Annotated in this window: 21 protein-coding genes; 4 read left to right on the top strand and 17 right to left on the bottom strand. The window is 45.2% G+C overall.

The window, feature by feature from the left end:
* Positions 1-483: 483 nt before the first annotated feature.
* Positions 484-1,020: a dUTP diphosphatase gene (locus V7R88_RS02435; protein ID WP_054396918.1), complete on the bottom strand. Its 537-nt coding sequence runs from the start codon at positions 1,018-1,020 to the stop codon at positions 484-486.
* 138 nt (positions 1,021-1,158) lie between these two features.
* Between V7R88_RS02435 and V7R88_RS02430 the strand changes: the two genes are divergently transcribed.
* From V7R88_RS02430 to V7R88_RS02420, 3 genes are all read left to right on the top strand, one after another.
* Entirely contained in the window at positions 1,159-1,455 is a 297-nt protein-coding gene (locus tag V7R88_RS02430; protein WP_003640927.1) for a GNAT family N-acetyltransferase, read from the top strand.
* Between the two features lie 8 nt (positions 1,456-1,463).
* The gene (rpiA, locus tag V7R88_RS02425; RefSeq protein WP_003640926.1) at positions 1,464-2,147 is read left to right on the top strand and encodes a ribose-5-phosphate isomerase RpiA; all 684 of its coding nucleotides are present in this window, start codon (positions 1,464-1,466) and stop codon (positions 2,145-2,147) included.
* 75 nt (positions 2,148-2,222) lie between these two features.
* On the top strand, positions 2,223-3,554 hold the full coding sequence (locus V7R88_RS02420) for an aminopeptidase C (protein WP_003643927.1): 1,332 nt from the start codon (positions 2,223-2,225) through the stop codon (positions 3,552-3,554).
* Between the two features lie 181 nt (positions 3,555-3,735).
* Here the strand turns inward: V7R88_RS02420 and V7R88_RS02415 are convergent, their stop codons facing one another.
* The 4 genes from V7R88_RS02415 to V7R88_RS02400 all read right to left on the bottom strand — a co-directional run bounded on the left by V7R88_RS02415 (position 3,736) and on the right by V7R88_RS02400 (position 8,096).
* Positions 3,736-4,428, bottom strand: a complete 693-nt coding sequence (locus tag V7R88_RS02415; RefSeq protein WP_063724449.1) for a matrixin family metalloprotease — start codon at positions 4,426-4,428, stop codon at positions 3,736-3,738.
* 420 nt (positions 4,429-4,848) lie between these two features.
* A complete protein-coding gene (locus tag V7R88_RS02410) occupies positions 4,849-5,526 on the bottom strand; it encodes a 2,3-bisphosphoglycerate-dependent phosphoglycerate mutase (RefSeq protein ID WP_210697234.1) in 678 nt (225 codons plus the stop codon).
* 149 nt (positions 5,527-5,675) lie between these two features.
* Positions 5,676-6,701: a DMT family transporter gene (locus tag V7R88_RS02405; RefSeq protein ID WP_003643926.1), complete on the bottom strand. Its 1,026-nt coding sequence runs from the start codon at positions 6,699-6,701 to the stop codon at positions 5,676-5,678.
* Positions 6,702-7,133: 432 nt separating this feature from the next.
* On the bottom strand, positions 7,134-8,096 hold the full coding sequence (locus V7R88_RS02400) for an AEC family transporter (RefSeq protein ID WP_003643925.1): 963 nt from the start codon (positions 8,094-8,096) through the stop codon (positions 7,134-7,136).
* A gap of 310 nt (positions 8,097-8,406) precedes the next feature.
* Between V7R88_RS02400 and V7R88_RS02395 the strand changes: the two genes are divergently transcribed.
* Positions 8,407-9,600, top strand: coding sequence for an LCP family protein (locus V7R88_RS02395; protein ID WP_003640920.1), 1,194 nt, complete (start codon positions 8,407-8,409; stop codon positions 9,598-9,600).
* Positions 9,601-9,667: 67 nt separating this feature from the next.
* Here the strand turns inward: V7R88_RS02395 and accA are convergent, their stop codons facing one another.
* The 12 genes from accA to V7R88_RS02335 all read right to left on the bottom strand — a co-directional run bounded on the left by accA (position 9,668) and on the right by V7R88_RS02335 (position 21,544).
* On the bottom strand, positions 9,668-10,441 hold the full coding sequence (accA, locus tag V7R88_RS02390; protein ID WP_015825180.1) for a carboxyltransferase subunit alpha: 774 nt from the start codon (positions 10,439-10,441) through the stop codon (positions 9,668-9,670).
* Positions 10,434-11,237, bottom strand: coding sequence for an acetyl-CoA carboxylase carboxyltransferase subunit beta (locus V7R88_RS02385; protein ID WP_015379848.1), 804 nt, complete (start codon positions 11,235-11,237; stop codon positions 10,434-10,436). The genes accA and V7R88_RS02385 overlap by 8 nt, the downstream gene beginning before the upstream one ends.
* Positions 11,234-12,556, bottom strand: coding sequence for an acetyl-CoA carboxylase biotin carboxylase subunit (locus V7R88_RS02380; RefSeq protein ID WP_338816383.1), 1,323 nt, complete (start codon positions 12,554-12,556; stop codon positions 11,234-11,236). Before V7R88_RS02380 ends, V7R88_RS02385 begins: the two co-directional genes overlap by 4 nt.
* Positions 12,557-12,558: 2 nt before the next feature.
* Positions 12,559-12,960, bottom strand: a complete 402-nt coding sequence (locus V7R88_RS02375; protein WP_003640916.1) for an acetyl-CoA carboxylase biotin carboxyl carrier protein — start codon at positions 12,958-12,960, stop codon at positions 12,559-12,561.
* Between the two features lie 10 nt (positions 12,961-12,970).
* A complete protein-coding gene (locus V7R88_RS02370; RefSeq protein ID WP_195235583.1) occupies positions 12,971-13,942 on the bottom strand; it encodes a ketoacyl-ACP synthase III in 972 nt (323 codons plus the stop codon).
* A gap of 163 nt (positions 13,943-14,105) precedes the next feature.
* Positions 14,106-14,624, bottom strand: coding sequence for a PTS system mannose/fructose/N-acetylgalactosamine-transporter subunit IIB (locus tag V7R88_RS02365; protein WP_003640914.1), 519 nt, complete (start codon positions 14,622-14,624; stop codon positions 14,106-14,108).
* Entirely contained in the window at positions 14,621-15,040 is a 420-nt protein-coding gene (locus V7R88_RS02360; RefSeq protein ID WP_003640913.1) for a PTS sugar transporter subunit IIA, read from the bottom strand. Before V7R88_RS02360 ends, V7R88_RS02365 begins: the two co-directional genes overlap by 4 nt.
* A 70-nt stretch (positions 15,041-15,110) precedes the next feature.
* On the bottom strand, positions 15,111-17,960 hold the full coding sequence (locus V7R88_RS02355; protein ID WP_338816382.1) for a sigma-54-dependent transcriptional regulator: 2,850 nt from the start codon (positions 17,958-17,960) through the stop codon (positions 15,111-15,113).
* Between the two features lie 301 nt (positions 17,961-18,261).
* Entirely contained in the window at positions 18,262-18,648 is a 387-nt protein-coding gene (locus V7R88_RS02350; protein WP_003640911.1) for a DUF956 family protein, read from the bottom strand.
* A 128-nt stretch (positions 18,649-18,776) separates the two neighbouring features.
* Positions 18,777-19,709 carry a PTS system mannose/fructose/sorbose family transporter subunit IID gene (locus V7R88_RS02345; protein ID WP_003644988.1) on the bottom strand — a complete coding sequence of 311 codons (933 nt, stop codon included), beginning with the start codon at positions 19,707-19,709 and terminating at the stop codon, positions 18,777-18,779.
* 18 nt (positions 19,710-19,727) lie between these two features.
* The gene (locus tag V7R88_RS02340; RefSeq protein WP_003640909.1) at positions 19,728-20,534 is read right to left on the bottom strand and encodes a PTS mannose/fructose/sorbose transporter subunit IIC; all 807 of its coding nucleotides are present in this window, start codon (positions 20,532-20,534) and stop codon (positions 19,728-19,730) included.
* Between the two features lie 35 nt (positions 20,535-20,569).
* Positions 20,570-21,544 carry a mannose/fructose/sorbose PTS transporter subunit IIA gene (locus V7R88_RS02335; RefSeq protein ID WP_054396932.1) on the bottom strand — a complete coding sequence of 325 codons (975 nt, stop codon included), beginning with the start codon at positions 21,542-21,544 and terminating at the stop codon, positions 20,570-20,572.
* Positions 21,545-21,808 lie beyond the last annotated feature (264 nt).

Below are 21,808 nucleotides of genomic sequence, written 5' to 3'. Positions count from 1 at the left end.
TACGCCAACGGACTAATGCCAAAACCGCATTAATCCGTTGGCTAGGCAATGCTCGGCTTCAGCCCGTGGCCCCTCACACTCTTGAGACCGGAGGGGCTGGGTGACAATGCTCAGTAGCCAAATTATTCTTAGTCGGAAGTGAATTTCTTCCGGCTTAGAATAAGACTCGTATTTGAGATGACGCGGGTTATGCGTTAGCTCAAATCGACGTCGGCTTACGTTCCAGCAATTGTCACCCAGCCCCGGAGGTCGGAATAGGACGCTCACCGGCTGACAAACAGGAATCCACCTAATCGGCACGTTTTAATCATGATTCTTACTAAACAAACAGCCAGCACGATGCAGACTTAAATAATCAATCAAACTCAATTAACTGAATCGTCATTTTCATGCTATGGGTGTTCACAATCATAAGTTTATTTTACCATTATTAATCATTAAAGCCTTTAAATCACCTTGGCTTTACCGATTTTTTATTATTTCCTATTTATTGGTCGAGCCGAAGCCCCCAGAACGTGTCGTGGTCACATCCGTTTCGTTCGTAGCGGTCAGATAAGGGGTGAAAATCCCTTGGGCAATGCGTTCACCCTTTTTAATGTGAACGTCGCGAATCCCCATGTTGATTAATTGGACGAAAATCGCGCCTTCGTTCTTGGGGTTGTTGTAGTAGTCGGCGTCAATGACGCCAATCCCATTTGGCAGAATCAAGTTACGTTTCAAGGGATTGCTAGAACGATTGGCTAATAGTAAGTATTCGCCGTCATTCATAAATGCCTTGATACCCGTGGGAACAAGCCATGGCTTAAGGACTTTAGCCGCCGCATCCAAATCGGCTGCAGAACTCGGTTCACCACGATGTATTTGCCAAAGTACTTTGATAAAGTTCATTTTCCAAATTGACGGTAACGTAAAATCTTCCGCCGCTTCGAAGTCATAGCCAGCTGCTTGCTTGGTGGTGCGGTAAGGTACATGTAACCCCGCCTGCGCGTATTGACTTACAATTTCAAATCCCCGTGCCATTTCAAATTCCTACTTTCTCAACATTAATTTAGTGTTCACATTTTACCATACTTTTATTATAGAAGTTTCGTTGACAAAACGGGCAATTACCGGTTTAATTACGGTAGATATAAAACCCTTTACAAGGTGGTGAAATCAATGGAATTCACGCGTGAAGCACACCGCTTTTATTTTAATGACGATCACGGCAAGTTGGCTGGTGAAATTACCTTCCCCGCCATCAATAATGATCAAACCTGGGTCATTGAACATACCTTTGTTCGTGACGACTTTGGTCATCAGGGCATTGCCGGCCAATTAACCAAAGCCGTTATTGACGCCGCTCGAGTTGAACACAAACGTATTCAGCCACTGTGTACCTACGCTAAGGCTTACTTTGATCGGCACCCTGAAGCTGCCGACGTATTAGTCACTAGTTCTCAATCAAAGGAGTAATTCATATTATGAATCAGGATCAGTTAAAACAACTTGTTGGTCAAAAAGCCGTTGAATACATTCAAGACGGCATGCAGGTCGGCCTCGGAACCGGCTCAACCGTTAAATTCATGGTTGATGCTCTGGGTGAACGGGTCAAAAATGAACATTTAAACATTGTCGGCGTCTCAACCTCCGACCGAACCGCTGCCCAAGCTAAGGCGCTCGGTATCCCGATGAAATCCGTTGACGAAGTCGACCATCTCGACTTAACGATCGACGGTGCCGACGAAATCGCCGATGATTTCCAAGGCGTTAAGGGTGGTGGCGCCGCCTTACTCTTCGAAAAAATCGTTGCCATCAATTCTGATAAAGTCATGTGGATTGTTGATGAAAGCAAAATGGTCCATCAATTAGGTGCCTTTGGCTTACCCGTTGAAGTGATTCCTTACGGCAGCCAACATGTCTTTGAAAAAATGGCTGCCCGGGGCTATAACCCAGTATTCCGTAAAGTCAACGATGAACTCGTCCGGACCGATTCTAATAATATTATCATCGATTTACACATCGACCCAATCACGGATCCCCACGCTTTAGCCGAAGATTTAATTCACATGGTTGGTGTGGTTGAACACGGCCTGTTCTTAGACATGGTCAACACTGTCATTGTCGGTCATGCCAATGGTCCCGAGGTTATCGAAGCACGACCATAGTTTTGTGCGACTCCCCGCTTGCCCCACCCGTCATAAACCGATACAATTAGAATTAGATTAAAGGAGAGTGATCTTTTGAGTAAAGCAATCAGTATGAACCAAATTGCTAACTTTCAAGCCGACTTGGACCAACGTCCCGAAGCAAAAGTCATCGAACGTAGTGTCACTAAGAACGGTATCTTAGCAAGCAGTCAAGATATTCAGGCCATGAGCCAAACCACACCAGTATTTTCCATTGATTTGGATACCGGTGACGTTGCGAACCAAAAGCAAAGTGGCCGTTGCTGGATGTTCGCCGCTTTAAACACGATGCGGCATTCATTAGCTGAAAAATTCAACTTGAAACATTTCGAACTATCACAAAACTACACCTTTTTCTGGGATAAGTTCGAAAAAGCGAACTATTTCTATGAAAACGTATTGGCAACCGCTGACCAACCAACTAGCAGCCGTAAAGTTGCCTGGTTGATGACCACGCCACAACAAGATGGTGGCCAATGGGATATGCTCGTTGCCATTATTCAGAAGTACGGTATCGTGCCTAAGAGTGTCATGCCTGAAACTTACAACAGTTCAAAATCGGCTGAAATCAACAGCACACTTAACTTAAAGTTACGTAAAGATGCCGTTGAATTACGTGAACTAGTGGCTGCCGGAACTAGTGACGACGCGATTCAAGAACGCAAGGAAAAGATGTTAAATGAAGTCTATCGCATGTTAGCCTATGCCTTTGGCGAACCCGTTTCACATTTTGACTGGGAATATCGTGATGATAAGAAACAATACCACATCGACCAAAACTTGACGCCACAAAGCTTCTTCGAAAAGTACGTTGGCTGGAATTTGGACGATTACGTTTCAATCATCAACGCCCCAACCGACGACAAGCCTTATAACCATACCTACACGATTGAAATGTTAGGTAACGTCTTAGGTGGCCGTGAAGTCAAACATTTGAACGTGTCTATGGCCGACTTCAAGCAATTGGCCATCAAGCAATTACAAGCTGGCCAAAGTGTCTGGTTTGGTTGTGATGTTGGTCAATCCTCCGACCGCCAAAAAGGGGTCATGGCTACCGATGTCTACAGTAAAGATGAATTATTCGACGTTGACCTTTCAATGTCGAAGGCTGAACGTCTTGATTACGGCGAAAGTCTGATGACCCACGCCATGGTTATCACCGGTGTCGACCTCGTTGACGGCCAACCAACTAAGTGGAAGGTTGAAAATAGCTGGGGCGACAAGGTTGGGACTAAGGGCTTCTTCGTCATGAGCGATGCTTGGATGGACGAATACTGCTACCAAGTCGTTGTTAACAAGGAATTCTTATCTGATGACTTAAAGGCCGCCCAAGCTGAAGAACCAACTGTTTTAGCACCTTGGGATCCAATGGGTGCCTTAGCCTAATTAAAAGTTAATGGGCAATTTAAGCACCGTCACTGTGTTGAAGTGGCGGTGTTTTTGTGTTGCCGTTAGACCAGGTACCGTTCAGGGATCACTGACAATTGCGATCAAAAAATCGACCAAGCTCGTGTGAGTTTGGTCGATTTTTCATTATTACGTTTACTTATAGCAATTACTATTATAATTATTTATACATCTGTTTGAGGGTACTGATTTCACGCGTTGTGATGTGCGCTGCCCGGTGTGATTGATAATACATCACCGCACTCTTATTATCCTCATGCTCCAACCCCAGCGCGTGTCCCAATTCATGGGTCGCAACAGATAATTTATATTCTACCGAATGGTTGCTGGCTGGGAAACGATTCGTGTAAATCACACACTTCGCCGAATCCATCCAAGTCGTTCCTTGCGAACCACTCTGATAGTACGTCCGCCAAGTCCGGCCGATTTCTGATCCAGTCGTCGCCGTCTCGTCTTCACTCTCGCCCAACGTAATCTGGGCTTTCGCTTGGTCCTTAGCCTCAACTAACTTCACCGCGTTAGTGTTGTTCCAACGTTCCACGGCTCGTAGCCAAATCGCTCGATACACCTTGCTGTCACTTGTGATCCGATACGTGATGACCCGACTCTTAAAACGGGCCTTATAGTTCAAAACCTTAGTCCCGTTATTTATATAGTCATAATGATAGTTATCCATCTGATCATTGTAGTAGACCTGATCATGCGCCGTATCGTGACCACTAGCCTTGTCCGCTTCAACTCGTGACGCATTCGGGTTGATCAGCGTACTGATTTGTGGCGCAAACATCAACAGCATCCCACAGAAACCCAAGCTCATTATAATTAATAACAATAAATTTTTATGTTTCATCATAACGCTACCCAGCTTTCTGATCAGATTTTTGGCTGTCAAGCGCGCCAAATCGCAACTTTGTTCATCTGGTATGTTACAGTGTTCACCATTCTATTACAAGCGATATATTATATTTACTTATGAAAATTGCCTCAATGTATTACATTAAAAATATTTATATAGCCTTTGTTGCCCATTAGAACGCTGATATATCAATGTTTTAAATCATAACCATTTTTGAAACACTCATCCTTAATTATTATTAATAATTATAATCAGTTATACCGGCCATTTATTTAATGCTTTAACCAAAAAAAGAGCTCCAGCGGCTGCTGAAGCTCTTAATTCATGATAGATTAATCTGACAACGACCCCTAAAAGTGGGTCACCCTAGCAATTATTCTCAATAAAAAACACCACTTAGGCGAACTATTACTAATCTTAATACTCATCTTTACCGATAACGCGTAGTTGCTGGTCGAGGTGGTAACAAATCGGTACCCCATTGGCAACTTCGACACCATCAATCCCCGTATCACTAATATGCTCTAAATATTTGATCATCGCACGCAACGTACTACCATGTGCCACCACGAGTTGATTTTGGCCGTCTAACAACCGCGGTGCAATCTCATCGATCCAATAAGGCATGATACGGTCGTAAGCCATCTTCAAGCTTTCGCCTCGCGGTTCGACGGCGGCACCGTACTTGGTGTAACGTCGATCATGGTCTAGTTCAGTGGGCGCCAATAACGGTGGTACCGTATAAAAGCTGCGCCGCCACTGTTGGACTTGCGCCTTACCGTACTCTTGACGGGTCACATCCTTATTTTGACCACGCAAGGCCCCGTAATGTCGTTCATTTAACCGCCACGTCTTATACTCCGGCAGCCATAACTGATCAATTTCACTTAACATAATATTCGCAGTAACGATGGCCCGTTTCAGAACCGAGGTATGCACAGCGCCAAACTGTAGTCCCGTAGCCCGTAGTCGCTTGCCAGCTTGATGAGCTTGTGCAATCCCCGCTGCCGTCAGCGGAACGTCGCTCCAACCGGTATACGTATTATCCCGGTTAGCCGTACTTTCACCATGGCGAACCAATACTAGTTCTGTCATTCTCTTTCCCACCTACTATCTTCAATACTTCCTATGATAATCGATTTGGTTCATTTTTCAAAGTCACAACCAGCTGTTACGTGCGATAACGCACTTGCCACAAAAAAACGGTCAAGCTGATTAATATCACCCTGACCGTCCACGATTAATTAATTTTCTTGATTTGAAACGGCGTGCGCGGCTTTGATGACATGTTCATCATCAGTGGCGGCCGCGGTTGGCTGCTCAATCGCACCCATCGTATCCCGTTCACGGAACCGATTACCGACAAAGGTCACGACGGAACCAATCAAAATCACAACAATTCCGACCACTGTCGTCCACAAAATTTGTTCATGGAGGATCAACGCTGCTAAGATTGGCGCCAACCCCGGCTTAATGAAGAATACTAGGGAAGCCGTTGAAACATCGGTTTGTTCCATTGCCAAGAAATAAAACGCGAAGCCCCCACCAGTAACACAAACGCCGATAAAAAATAGTAACCAGAAATAGTTGAGATTAACATTCACCAAAACCGGAATGGCAGCAAATTGCCGCAAACCGATGGCCGTCAACCCATTGGCGACAGCCGGAATCTTAGTAATCCAAGCTAAAACTAGAAGTTCAAACGCACCAGCAAAGAAAGTAAAACAAGTCATCGTCAGCCCATTCAAGCCCCGTTTAACAGACCCATAACGCGAGATGATACTGTACAGCCCAAAAGTCACGGCAGACCCAATGGCTAATAGCAGCCCGAGCCCATTCGTCAAATGGGCCGGATTAACAATGATCAACAACCCAATCACAGAAATCACGACGGAGATCAAGTTAGCTCGACCCAACCGTTCTCGCAGAATTAAATAGGAGAATAATAGCGCAAATACCGGATTACAACTAAACAATACGGCCACAGTCGAAGCTTGATCGACCGTAATCGCGAGTTGGTAAAGCGACATACTGACAATGACACACACTAGCCCGGTTAAAGCAAATAGCCGCCAGTCAGCACTCACTAACTTCCGTCCAGTTTGCTTTAATGCCCGCAATGCAAATGGCAGTAACACAATTGCCCCAATAAAAAATCGAATTAGATTCAATTGGATTGGATTAAAGGCACTGCCGGCCATCTTTAGCGCAATTTCCATCGAACTAAACATTAAGGTCGAAATTGCAATGTAAAGATATGCTTTCTTCACGAAACGTTCGCTTCCTTCTTAATCAAAATTTAATACACAACGGTTCTCAGTATAGCACCATTTTCACGTGACTTTCAAATCAGCTCAGTATACTACCTCGCTTTTATCCGCGGGAAAACGCCTTTTAACGCGGAATCAGGCGTTATTTTTTTCAATTTTTAATTGCTTTTGAAAACAATTTTCATCAGGCTGGAACCATTCAATGGCATCTTGCCGCCTCAACCATCATCCAGCACGCACTCATCAGCTTGTCATCAAAAACTACCAGCGAGACGTGTTGGGACAGCCCTGAGCAGAAAGTATCTAATTGGTCAAACCTTGTTGACCGAACTAAATTGAGTTTTCATCATTAATAACCAGCAAAAAAGCACCCGAAACGCCTGTCACTAGTGGCACGCATTCGGGTACTTTTAATTTTAAATCACACAATAATTAACGAATAAAGTTGGCTTGAACGATCACCATCAAAATCGGAATAACGATCAGGCTCAATAGTGTCGTTTCTGTCACCATGACCGCGGCATAATCGGCATCCGCCCCGTACAGTTTGGAGACAACTGGCGCGTTCGTCATGACGGGCATTGCGGACTGCAGAATGAAGACTTGCTTCATCTCCAATGGAATCGACATTGGAATAAGCATCAGCGTCATCAGTACCGGCGCAAGGATAAAACGCCCAAGTAAAATTCCCAAGCTATCCCGGTCGAAGCGCATGCTGCTTAACCCGGCGTTGGCCATCGAAATCCCAATAAAGATCATGGACAGCGGAATCGTTAGACCGCCGATATATGAGAAATCATCCATCAAGAATTTTGGGACGTGAATGTTTCCTAGAACAAGCAAGACGCCAATCATAAATCCTAGTAATGGCGGTGAGAAGATCTTGGTCAGTGTCTGCTTCAAGTCAAACTTAGCGGTGCCAGTACCGTCACGTTGAATCAAGTAAACGCCCAGCGTCCAGAAAATAGTGGTATTGGCCATGTAATAAACTAACACGTATGGCAATGCGCTATTCCCAAACAAGGCTTGATTAACCGGTAGCCCAATAAACACCGTATTGGAGTTCAAAAACATGGAGGCAAATAAGCCGCGATGACTCTTTTTAATATTTAAGGCTCGCATCACCCCGAACGAAATGCCAAACAAAATAGCCATATTAAGAACTGGAAAACGTAATCCTGGCAACGTTGATAATAATTTATGCGCTGTAAACTGCTTTGTGATCGTTGCAATCATATAGGCTGGTAGCGCAATTTGAGTGACCAATCGGGCAATCAGCTTAGTCGCACTTTCATTAAACCAGCCCCAGCGTGCCAACAAGTAACCAACTGCAATCATCACGATTATCGTCATGACACCTTGAATACTCTGCACGAATGTCTGTAAAATTTGCACGCTCAGTCTTCCCCTCTTAACAAATTGCTCATCATTGAATATCGCCATCAAGCTATGTAAAATAATAATTCAATGAGAATTATTCAAGTATACCACTGTTTTATGATGGCTTGTACCGTAATTTATAGATGGAAACGTTTGACGCCGGTCACAATATTACTTATAGTGTTCTATAATTGTGTTACTATCTGATGCTAGTAATTTTTTGATTATTAAAATCTTTTTAAATTACTAACTTTAAGGACCAATGATTTGCTAAACGTCATAAAATGACTATTGAGGGAAAAATCTAAAGTGATGAGGAACGAATATGTCAGAAAATAACAATGATAATGAAATGGGACCACGCCAACGCCGCTATCGTGAACAGCAACAGCGTAACCCACATTTGAAACCACACAAAAAACGTCCTTGGTTAATTACTTTACTAATCGTCGTTGTCCTGTTGATCGTTACGGGTGGCTGGTGGGGCTACAAGACCTGGAATGCCGCTAAGGATACGATGAATACGACCTACCAGTCGACCGGCTCGACCAAGCTTCGGAATGTTGATGCCGTTATTAAGAAGGGCAAGCCATTCTCGATTCTACTGTTGGGAACTGATACTGGTGCACTAGGTCGCGGCAAGGACTTCTCAGCCCGGACTGATACCATGATTGTTGCGACAATCAATCCTAAAAAAGAAAGTATGACGCTCACTAGTATTCCACGGGATACGCAAGTGATGATCGATGGGCAATCACAAAAAATTAACGCAGCCTACACCATTGGGGGCGCAAGTGGTGCCGTCAAGTCAGTAGAGAAGTTACTGGATGTTCCAATTGACTTCTACGTCTTACTGAACATGGGTGGTTTAAAACAGATCATCAACGCGATGGGCGGCGTGACCGTGACACCTAAGCTGACTTTCAAATACGGTAATGCCAACGTTAAGAAAGGCGTTAAGATCAAACTTAATGGTGCAGCGGCACTTGATTACTCACGGATGCGTTATGACGATCCTCAGGGTGATTATGGTCGTCAAAAACGGCAACGGCAGGTTATTATGGCCATGGTTAGTCAGTCTAACTCACTTGGGTCAATTGCCAATATTGAAAAGATTACGAAAAAACTCGCTAAGAACATGCGCACCGACTTAACTTGGAATGACATGGTCGCACTCGATACGAAGTACAAGAATGCGTCTCACCATGCCAAATCATATACCGTTCAAGGTACTGACGCGACGATCGATGGGCTCTCTTATCAAGTTGCCTCTTCGTCAGAACGTTACAAGAATTCGAAGCGCATCCGTAAAGCGCTGGGACTCTCAAACAGTAATTTAACAGAGTCAGTCTTCTCTGAGACAGCTTCAATTACAACGGGTAGCTCAAGTTCCAGTTCAAGTTCATCAAGTACCACAACGTCTAGTGATACCACTACTTATGGCACTAGTACGACACAAGATACAACGACGCAGGACCAGACCACGACTCAAGATCAAACCACGACTAATCAGTACTAAGCAACTATTAAAAAATGGGTTTCTTCAGAATAAAAATTCTGAGAAGCCCATTTTTTGATGATTATTTTTAATTGACCGGCCAAGATTGTAAAAAGTGTTGAAACTTTGCTTCGCGCTGTTCAATTAGATCCGGTGCCGGCAATGCTTCTAGTGCGGCAAGTTGGGTCTCAATCGCCTGGTTGATCGCAGCGACTAATGTCTGATCCTGATGGTCAATAACCAGGTCAACTAAGCCGCGCGACTGCAAAGCGCTAGCTGTCATTGGTAATAAATCGATGGCGTCACTGCTGGTCTGTTGCCCATGTAAAATCGCGGTGACTGCCTCGGGAGAAGCAACGTTGAAAAGTGCATCATCTAGCATGATAATGCGGTTGGCGTTGGCAAAGGCTAACGCCCCACCGCTATGGCCCTCACCGAGAAATACAACAACGTTCGGTACGGTCAGCTGACCAGTCGCCGCAATCAAGTCCGCAATGGCCTGACTCTGACCATAGCGTTCCGATCGGGGACTCGCATCAGCACCTGGCATATTGATTAAGCTAACGACCGGCCACCCAAATTTAGCCGCATGGGTTACGACTCTTAACGCCGTGCGATAGCCGGGAACAGTTAATGCTCCCCCGTTTTTTCGACGCCGGCTCGCAATATCAACACCCCGGTCAACGCCCAGAACAGCTAATTGGCGACCAGTGGCAGTGCGCCCAAAGCCCGCCGTTAAAGCCGCATCCTGACCTAATAAACGGTCTCCCCGTTGTTGCGTCATTGTCGGCAATAACGCTTGAATGATAGTCGGCGCACTGATCCGATCAGCCGCCCGTAATCGCTGTAATCGTTTATCCATGGGCTGACCTCCCAATCCCATAATTCGCTAATGCTTGTCCTAGCGTTGACCGCAATTGAGGTCGTTCAACAACTGCATCCACCATGCCATTTTTAAACAGCTGATCCGCCGTTTGAAAATCCGCCGGCAGCTTGACAGGCAAAGTTTGTTGGATGACCCGGGCTCCGGCAAAGCCAATCTTAGCACCCGCTTCTGCGATAATCAGGTCACCCTTAAACGCAAAACTCGCCGATACGCCCCCCATAGTGGGATCTGTCAGCACTGTGATCAAGGGTAACGGCGTTGCTGCTAACCGTGCTAATTCTGCCAGAATCAAATTCATTCCGACCAAGGCATAAACACCTTCTTGCATCCGAGCACCACCTGAGGCGGTCACAATGATCAGTGGTAGCCGTTGGGCCCGCGCTTGTTCACTAGCATGCAATAAGCGACGTGTGACCGCCGTGTTTAACGTCCCCATCATAAAATGACTATCCATCACTGCTAAGATACAGGGTTGTTGCTCAATCAGGGCCGTTCCACAGACAACAGCCTCGTTTAACCCGGTCTGGCGTTGGGCCCGCCGCAGTTTGTTCGTATAGTCCGGGAACCCCAGCTGATTGACAGGCCGCTCAGTCATCGTCAACGGCTGAAACGACCCTTCGTCGACGAGTTGTTCTAATCGTTGCGCCGTCGTCAGTCGTTGCCAATAGTGACAATAAGGACATTGCTGATAAGTGCCCCATTGGCGTTGGTGGACGTGCCGACCGCACTTAGGGCAGGCTTGCCAGGTCCCAGAAGCTGGATAATGACTCATTTCGACGCCTCCCAACGTGCTAGACTGTGAATCGTGTACTGATCATGAATGTAGGCCGGCCGGGCCACCGTTTGCTGTAGAAAAGTTAAGTTCGTCGTGGGTCCCGTCAATGCTACTTGCGCTAAGGCCCGTTGTAAGTTGCGCACGGCTTGCTGACGGTTCGCACCGGTGACCATCAACTTGGCAATTAAACCATCATACATGGTTACTAGCCGATCGCCCTGATGATAATCCGTATCCACTCGTACATCGGCTGGCCAGCTCAGCGTTTCAATCCGCGTCTGCTTAACCGGTAAGGTAGCGGTCAATCGAGCTTCGATCGCCGTACACTTGGGCTGCAAGCCAACATGCTCTGGAAAATCAACCGTGACGCCAGCCGCCTGTTTGATTTGTTCAGCCACAATATCAATTCCGGTCGTTAATTCTGTCACCCCGTGTTCAACCTGTAAACGCGTATTCATTTCCATAAAATAGAACTGACCATCCGCAAATAAGTATTCAATTGTGCCCAAACTTTGATAATGTGTACCCGCTAATAACTGCCGGGATAAATCGTATAAGGTTCGGCGTTGTGTCTCAGTCAAAATACTTGCCGGACTTTCTTCGAGAACCTTTTGCTTGTGCAATTGGAGGCTACAGTCACGATCACCAAGAATGAATAATTTCGTCCCCGTGCCGAGGACTTGAACTTCAATGTGGCGGGCAGTTGTCAGAAATTGCTCTAAATACATCGCATCGTTCAAAAAGGACGCAGCAGCTTCTTGACGCGCAGCCCGCAATTGTTGATGGAGTTCATGAACGTCGGTAAGCACTCGAATACCCTTGCCACCGCCACCATAACTGGCTTTCAAAACTAGTGGAAAACCGATCTTGGCGGCCGCGTGTTTAATATCCGGCCATGCTAAGCCCTGTAATGATTGACCTGCTAGTACCGGAACGGCTTGTTGCCGTGCAAAATCCTTAGCGCGGGCCTTATCACCCATCAACTTAATTTGCTCAGTCTGCGGGCCAATCCAGGCAATGCCACATTCCGCACACATGGCGGCAAAATCCGCATTTTCAGCTAAAAAACCATATCCCGGGTGAATCGCATCGGCGTGCGTATTAATTGCAGCCATTAGAATCGCTTCGGCATTTAAATACGATCCACTGGCAGCTGCAGGTCCGATACAGACCACTTCATCCGCTAATTGTGTGTAACCCGCATGCCGATCAGCAGTTGAGCAAACGGCGACCGTCTGAATATTCAATTGTTGACAGGCTTTGATAATCCGTACGGCAATTTCACCGCGATTCGCGATTAACAGCTTGCGAAACATAGCTACCGATCCTTTCGCATTGTAAATAACGGTTGTTCGTACTCAACAGTGGCGTCGTCAGCAACTAGTACTGCTGTTAACGTCCCATCGGTCGGACTAACTAATGGATTGAATAATTTCATACTCTCAATCTGGCCTAGTTCTTGACCAGCTGTCAGTGACTGACCAACCTTTAAATCTGGTGCCAAGTGGACCACCCCGACCATCGGACTCGGCAGTGTAACGACTTCATCTTCAGTCTCCGCAACTGTGCTGGCAGGCGTAGCGGCTACGGGAGTTACCGTTTCTGAAGCTAACGCTGGTTTTGTCACTTCAATCTCCAAGTCGCCGGCTTTAACGCGAATTTGCTGATAACCCTGTCGCGCGTATTTCTCAACTAATCGATCTAAATCTTTTAATTCCATCTGCACACCCCTACTTCTTGATCAAGACTGAGCCATACGCTAGCCCGCCACCAAATGCTGTTAACAACACTGGCCCAGTTAAGGTATCAAAAACATTGGCTAAGGCCATTGCCACCCCAGCTGAGGACGTATTACCATAATGATCAACATTATGTGGAAACTTCGTCATTGGTAACGCCAAGTTAGCCGCAATTTTTTCAATGATCCGTAAATTAGCTTGATGACAGATCACGTATTGTAAATCACTGGGTGTCAGTTGCACACTCGCAATTAACCCACGCATCTGTTCTGGAACAACCGTCGTGGCAAATTGAAAAACATCCCGTCCAACTTGGTAAAACGCATCCGTTTGCGGGTAGTTCGTTGCGGCAACTTCAGTAATCGGCCGTACTCGTCCAGAGTGAATGACCGTAGCGTTTCCTTGCGATTCTAATTTCTCAGCGATCAAGCTGTTTTCATCTGGATTGTCAGTAGCTTGTAATAACGCGCCACCAGCACCGTCCCCAAAGAAGACGGCTGCCGTCCGGTCTTGAAAGTCCATCATCTTGGAATTAACTTCCGCACTGATCACCATCACATTTTGGTATTGCCCACTGCGAATAAACTTGTCAGCCGTTGCTAGGCCAAACGTGAACCCAGCACACGCTGCACTCAGGTCGAACGCAAACGCATTATCAGCGCCAATATTAGCTTGCACTAAACAAGCCGTCGCAGGTGTTAAGGCATCGGGCGTAATTGTCGTAACTAGGATCAAATCAATGGCACTGGCAGCTAAACCACTTTTTTGTAGTAACTGCTGGGCGACCTGGGTGGCTAAATCCGAGGTGTTTTCATCATTCATCGCGTAGTGTCGGGTTTTAATCCCAGTATGCGCCTGAATCCATTCGTCGCTAGTGTCCATAATGGCTGCTAATTCGTCATTATCAACAACGCGTCCCGGAACATATTGTCCCATGGCGGTTAATTTTGTATAAGTTGGCATTTTTAAACCCCCGCTACTTTCCGTTTCGATTAGTTTAATTTTATCAATAAAAGCCTATCCGTCAAAGTTTACGGCTGTATTTTTGGTAAATCCTTAGAAACCTAGCCAAAATGAAAGAACAGTGGTGCCCATAACCGACACACCACTGTCCATCATAACTTTGTTAATACTTATCTGGCGCCATAAAGCCATTTTTAGCTAATAGCGGCATCACATCAACCCGTTTATCCGTCGGGACTTTCTGCGCAAACACCTTTAATCCCGCTGCTTGTAACGCATATAATGCCCGTGCTTCGGCTTGACCGATTGCAATAGCATTGGTGACCATCACCATGCCCGCTGAAAAAGCTAGACTACCAATATCAATGCCCGTTTTGCTAAAATCAAGTCCCCCCGCTACTAAGCGCGCCATGTTCTGGGGCGTATCAGTTAGGATTAGTGGCTTTACTTCATCAAATAGCGAGTCTTGATAAATCTCGATCATTTTGTCAACTGTAATCACATTAGCTTTCACACCAGGGGGCGCGGCTTGCACAATTAGAATCTTGCGAAGTGCATCCTGGGCAACTTCGTCTGAGACGACCAAAATACGGTTAGGACTGACCGTCTTGGTCCACACCGTGGCAACTTGCCCGTGGAGTAGCCGACTATCAATGCGTGCTAAACGAATATCCATCGTCATAGCGGCTCATCTTCCCCATCGTCCTGTAACAACTTGAGATGCTTAATCCCAATCTTTCCAGTCTCTTCAAGGTGGGCAATCACCTCATCAATTGGCTTATCACGAACAGTGTAAGCCTCAATCAGCATTGGCAGGTTCAGACCGGTAATCAGACCCATGCGCTCTGTATGTTCGGCAACGATCCGACTAGCGGCGTTAAATGGCGAACCGCCCCATAGGTCAACCAAGAATAAGACTTGGTCATCCGCGTCAAACCGGGCAACCGCAGCAGCTAATTTATCAGCTAATTCATTAGGTTCTTCGTCCAGTTGAAAGGTAACCGTTTGGACCTTATCTTGCTTGCCAAAGATCATGTAGGATGAATCGACAACGCCCTGCGCAAAACTCCCATGACTGACAACGACAAATGCTAACATCTACTTTCCCTCCTCAGTCGGTTAAATCTACTCAATAAGATACATGCAAAAAGCATGCCAAGTTAGTGTATCAACTCATCGCGACCTTTGCCTGATGAGTCTCCAATAATTGCACAATATAATAATTTTCAGCATCTGAGAAGGTTAACTGTAGTTGATCTGTCAATTGCTGATTGGCCTGTTGCACAAGTGGGTACCACTTCGATGCCATAATGTCTGGCATCTCTTCGGTGGGTGCCGAAATTTCATCTTTGATGGCCGTTCGTTCTAGCGCACCCGCTAAGTGCATAATCAAATCAATGCGAAAAGCATTCGTCATTACACCATCCAAGTGCGTCGCAATCACTTCGCTATACTCCCATAAAATTCCCGTTAACTTCTTAGGATTTAAAAACGTGAAGTAATCGCCTAAGTACCGTTCGCAGAGTTCCGGTGTCAACTGCTGACTTTCTTCCGCCATGGTCTGTGGCGAATCGATACCCGTCGCTAACTGGTCAATAAACTTTTCGCCACCACCTTGTAGCAATTCTTCCAATGAAATAAAAGGGACGTCTAATTCGGGTTTTGTAATCCCAGTTGCCGCAATGATTTGATAATTTTGACTGATCTGTTGTATTCGTGTCTTCATTTCAACCACTGAGATTGGAAATACCGTGATGCCTTCAATGAAGTTTTGGGCTAATAAACTGTCTAAAATTGACTTGATACGTTCAGCCGTCCCAACGCCGGTCGCACAAATTGCAATAATCGCCCGTTGTGCCGTCTTATCCGTCGCTAAGGCGGGCTTGACTGTTGCGCGCTGACTATCCGTTGGTAGGTTCCGTGAAATTCGCGAATAACCTTTGAAACCAACGAGCTCCTGATACATAGAATCCAGATCACTATCGACCAGGCTAGCCTTCCGAACGGCTTCCAAAACAACCGGCGTGGTCACCATGTCAATCGTTCGCGTCGCAATTCCCGTCTCCTGCTGAATTCGTTCCCCGAAGGTCGTTAACGACCCCATATCGACTAGTAACAAAATTCCTTTCCCAGAATCAAGCTTTTCTACTCGTCGCTTGACATGATCATAGGCGACACTCGGGTCCATATCGAGAGGCATGTCGAAAGCCTGAACATCATAATCATCTAACAATTGTCCGACGACCTGTGCCATGGAAGACGCGGTACTCATCCCGTGCGCTGCCACCAACACGCCAACTTTGCCGTTAAGCTGCATCGATTTTAACGAGATGAGCAAAATGGCCAGATAATAAACTTCGGACTTGGGAATCGGTAAATGATACCGTTCCTCTAATCCTTGCTTGAGCGCCTCCGCTGCTTTGATTTCAGCCGGATATTCACGCACCATCGCTAACATATCCGAACTCATTTGACGCATGGGCTTGCCGGCCTGGATGCGTTTGATAAAGGAACTGACGTGCAAGCTCACAGCGTAAATAAAGTTATCCTTGAAATTATAACCTAGCATGTCTTGAACCGTCATCTGCGCCGTCTTGGTAAAATCAATGACGTCCTGATCAACGATCTCGGCTAACTTGTTTTCTGGTGAAACTTCTAACTGATTTTGTTTATAAAATGATTTTAAATGCACATTGATATCGGTCGTGATGAAACGATTGATGTGTTCCTTATCAAGGCCTTCTCGTCTTAGTAATGCTGCTTTATCACCAATAATCTCATATAAATTATATGGTAATTCATAATTATCGTTCTTATTACGAAGCGGCGTTGGACCATCATTTGGCTTCACGATGAGAACCGGGTCCAACAACTCAGAGATGGCCCCCAGTTCGTGACGGTTAGAGGCTACTGTCATGAGACCGCTACGGATATTTTGTGGCAAATAATCCATCGTGATTGTGATTTCACTGTCATTTTCGATGCTATTGACAAAACCCTGGGCACACACCAGCTGAATGTTCGACTTCAACTGACCGACGTTCCCAAATGTGACTGAGCCAAGTAAGGCCTGCACCACGTCCTCCGTTAACCGAATCTGTTTATTGATTCGATTAGCTTCCAATGACAATAATGTCTTCAGTAATTCTAAACGTTCCTTGGCTGAGCGATGATTGAACGCTGGTAGCTGAATCGTAATCGGAATTCGCCGAACAAAGGTCTGCAGTAGGGTACTTTCTGGGTCCTCGGTCGTTGCGCAAACTAAGCGGACATTGGCATGGTGACTCTTCGCCGTCTCACCGAGTCGTGAATAAGTCCCGTGATCCATGAAATAAAAAATCATTTCCTGACCTTCTGGTGGTAGACGGTGCACTTCATCTAAGAACAACATGCCCCCATCCGCTTCTTGGATCAAACCGTCCTTATCTTCATTAGCACCTGTAAAAGACCCCTTAACATAACCAAACAAATGCGACATCAATAATTCCGGATTATGCGCATAATCGGCACAATTGAACGTAATCAGGCCTTGCGGGTTCGTTAAGACTTGTTGGGTTTCCGCAAAACGATACATGGCGTTTGCAAAGTAAGTTTTACCAGAACCAGTCGGGCCAATGATTAATGTATTTAATCCCCGCGGTGGATAAAGAATGGCCGCTTTCGCCTGTTCCACTTGATTAGCAAGGCTCTCATGCGAGCCAATCATGCTGGCAAATATATCATTTACAACCGGTTTAGGCACAGACGTCGCGACGGGCGCTGTCGGTATTCGCTCTGTCGTCGCTCCATTCGCTACGCCACTAGTTGTTGTGGCCGTTGTGGCTGTTGCATTCACCGGAACATAGTGCACAGGCCGCCCTGTCAGCTTGTGCAACTGGCCTTCTCGCACCAGTGCATTTAATTCCTTGCTGACGTTTGAACGCGCTATCATTAAAGCGGTCGCTACCATTTCCGTCGTCAGTCCGTGTCGATCGCTATGTTGACGGACGTATTCACAAATCTTGGATTTTCTGGTCAACTTCGCCACTCCTTTTCACCACTATCAAATAGCTGATCCGTTTTGATACACTATAACACACTATATTCTACCATAGTTCCCGAATCAGTTACTTTTTAAGACTTGTCAGTACAACTATTTCTGTTTCATGGTATTGAAATTCCATTTATGACGCACCTTAACGTACCCAGATAATGCTTTTGATGCATCAAAAAAGCTTAGACACTACAACGCGCTAAACCCGCCCGTTGATGCCTAAGCTTCTTAAGCTAACTAGTAATAATCCAACTCGTCGACAAAGGATCTTCGGCAGCATTGGTCATTATTTCAAATACTTATCTTTTTTACCCTTACCCTTGAATATTCGCCCAAGGACTTGGAAAAATGTCAGTGATTTTACAATTCGATCAGGCTCAATATATTGCCGAACGGCTCGTAACACCTTCTTAGGGTCCTTAGCTGAGAAAGTAATCATACCGTTCCGTTTCGTTTGAAAAGAGAACCGCGGAATCCAACGGCCACCAAACATTACGGATACGACCACATATTTCACTTCAGTCCAAGGGATTTGAATAAAGTTACGAACATTGCGATCATCATAAAATTCAAAGCCGTTATCACCGACCATGATTTTACCGTAATCGGTCAACCCCATATGTGAATTGCCGTTCGTAACTAAATCAACCTTAGTATTGATTGATTGCACCATATTAATCCCTCCTCGTATCCATCCTCATACCGATTATACGGCGAGTTTGTCAGTTATGCAAAGTACGCTTGTAAATAAAAAGGATGAGCTCCCACGAGTCCATCCTTTAAATATGACATAAGCAAGTATTACATCCAACCAATAACGTGCAACAGAACCCCCAATACGAAGAGGCCAAGAATAATAATGATTGGTGAAACTTTCTTCTTTAATAACCACATGCAGAGGAAGGTTAACAGCAACGCCATCAAACCAGGAATCAATTGATCCAAGTTATCTTGTAAGGTGGTTACCTTGTATTTGTCAAGTGAACGACCAGCAGCTTGCTGTGTTAAGGCTTCCTTAACACCAGAAGCACCCTTTGGTAGTTTATCCCAATCAATGTACGACCCAGCTTGTTGCTTAATGGTCGAAACTTTAACTGGACTGAAGTCCACCTTAACCCACCGTTCAATTAACGCCGCTAAGATAAACATCCCTAGCATGGAAGCACCACGGGTAATATCTTGCAAAATACCACCAGATAAGTCATCAGTAATCTTAGAACCGGCTTTGTAACCGAATTCTTGGGTATACCACATGAAGCCCATCCGAATTGCATTCCAAACAACGAAGTATAAGATTGGTCCAACAATGCTACCAGAAATAGCCAATGATGCAGCTAAGGCACCAACGATAGGCTTAACCGTGTACCAGAACACTGGGTCCCCAACACCGGCTAAAGGTCCCATCATACCAACTTTAACCCCTTGAATCGTAACGTCATCAATAGGTGCCCCATTGGCACGTTCTTCTTCAAGCGCTAAGGTAACACCAATAACTGGTGAAGCCACGTATGGATGAGTGTTGAAGAATTCTAGATGCCGCTTCAAAGCAGCAGCACGGTCTTCTTTAGTTGTATATAATTTCTTGATTGCTGGAATTAAAGAATAAGCCCAACCACCGTTTTGCATACGTTCGTAGTTCCATGAACCTTGGAGGAACGTTGAACGCCACCAAACATGCAGACGATCACTTTTACTTAATGTAACTTTTTTAGTAATATTTGTAGTTTCAGACATCTCAGTTTGCCTCCTTCTCTAATACTTGTCGATAATGTCGCCAACCGGATCACCCGTGTTGGAGCCACCACCATTGCCAGAGTTACCTTGCTTTGAAAGTGCCAAGTACATTAAGGCTAAGGAAATACCAATTGCACCTAAACCAATCAAAGTAATTTCACTGATTGCAGCTAAAACAAAACCTAAAGCGAAGAATGGCCAAACTTCACGAGAAGCCATCATGTTGATAACCATTGCATAACCAACGGCAACAACCATACCACCACCGATTGATAAACCATCAGTTAACCAGCTAGGCATAGCGTTTAACATTGCCTTCACTGGCGTAGCACCAACGGCCAAAATCAAAGCGGCTGGAATCGCAATACGAAGTCCTTGCATGCAGATCGCAACCCATTGCCAGAAGTCAATTTTGCTAAAACTACCTTCTTCAGCGGCACGGTCCATGATGTGGACAATCCCAGTTGCTAACGTACGAGCGATGATCGTTAAGAGTAAACCAGCAACGGCCAAAGGAACGGCAATCGCAATAGCTGAAGTAACTCCGGCACGGCCTTGACCACCTAAAACTAAAATAATTGCAGATGCAATTGATGCTAACGCAGCATCAGGTGCAACGGCGGCACCAATGTTGGCCCAACCTAAGGCAATCATTTGTAAACTCCCACCTAAGATAATACATGGGACTAATTGTCCGGTTACTAATCCGATTAGGGTACATGCAACAACTGGTTGATGGAAGTGGAATTCATCCAAAATACCTTCCATACCAGCTAAAAATGATACAAGTACGACTAAAATCACTTGAATTACGTTCAAATTCATGATTTAATCCTCCATCTTTTCTGATATTCTTGGAACTACTTTTGTTCCTTCAACATATTTTCAGCTTTGTTCAAAATGCTATCCATATTTTCTTTACCATCACTTGGAACCTTCCGAACATCAAATTCGATGCCGTCTTTTTCAAGTTTGCGGTAAGTGTCGATGTCATCTTGGTCAAATGCCAAAACCTTGTTTGGTTGAACTTTACCAGCCGAATGAGCCATCGAACCAATGTTCAATGTCTTAATTGGCACACCACCCTCGATTGCACGTAATGCATCTTGTGGTGTTTCGAATAAGACCAATGCTTTTTGACCACCAAAGTGCTTGTCGTCTTTAGCAATCTTAATCATTTGAGCAATTGGAATAACGTGCGCTTTAACACCAGATGGTGCTGCTTGCTTGATCATGTTAGTCCGCAGTTCGTCTTTAGCAACGTTATCAGACGCAACAATGATCCGAGTTGGGTTAACCGTCTTACTCCAAGCAGTGGCAACTTGTCCATGCAAGAGTCGCGAGTCAATCCGTGCTAACCCATATTCCAACTTCCCTGGCCGGCCAGCGTTATTGTTAGTCGTTGCAGCGGCAGCAGCCTTTTCTTCCTTAGGTGCTAATGCTTCAGGACGAACCTTTACCCCATCCTTAGCAGTTTCAATGATATGCGTGGCAATTTCGTGTGCCGAATCCATTGAAAGTCGTGAAGCATACGCTTCAATTAACATTGGCAAGTTCAAACCGGCAACGATTGCCCATTTGTCCTTGTGTGCTTCAAACAAGCCGTTAACTTGATTGAATGGTGTACCGCCCCAAAGGTCGACTAAGAATAAGACTTGCTCTTGATCGTCGAATGAAGCAATGGCTTTTTCTAACTTAGCCTTGATGTCGTCAGGGCCTTCGCTAGGCATCAACGTAACGGCTTGAACGTTTTCTTGTTCGCCGAAAATCATTGATCCAGATTGATAGATGCCTTTAGCGAATTCGCCGTGACTAGCAATGATAATGCTTACCATCTTTGTACCTCCTATTTTTTCGTTACAGTCATATAAAACGAATAAATAATATCTAAATTGCCTGTAACTATTTATGTTTTTGATACTGTAAGCGCAATCTTTTTCGCACTCACTTATATATATGCAAATTCCGTGCCAAAATACACTAAAGCTAAAAGCCCTTATTTCAGGCTAGAAGTTGATACACTAGTGTGATACAGTATTAAAAACGATTATTTTGTGTGTCAAATAGCGTATTTTTAATATAAAATTATGAAACAGTAA

The organism is Lactiplantibacillus argentoratensis (assembly GCF_037290055.1).
Classification (GTDB): domain Bacteria; phylum Bacillota; class Bacilli; order Lactobacillales; family Lactobacillaceae; genus Lactiplantibacillus; species Lactiplantibacillus plantarum.
Note: the sequence above shows the minus strand (reverse complement) of the source record. Positions and strands in the feature narration are given on the sequence as shown.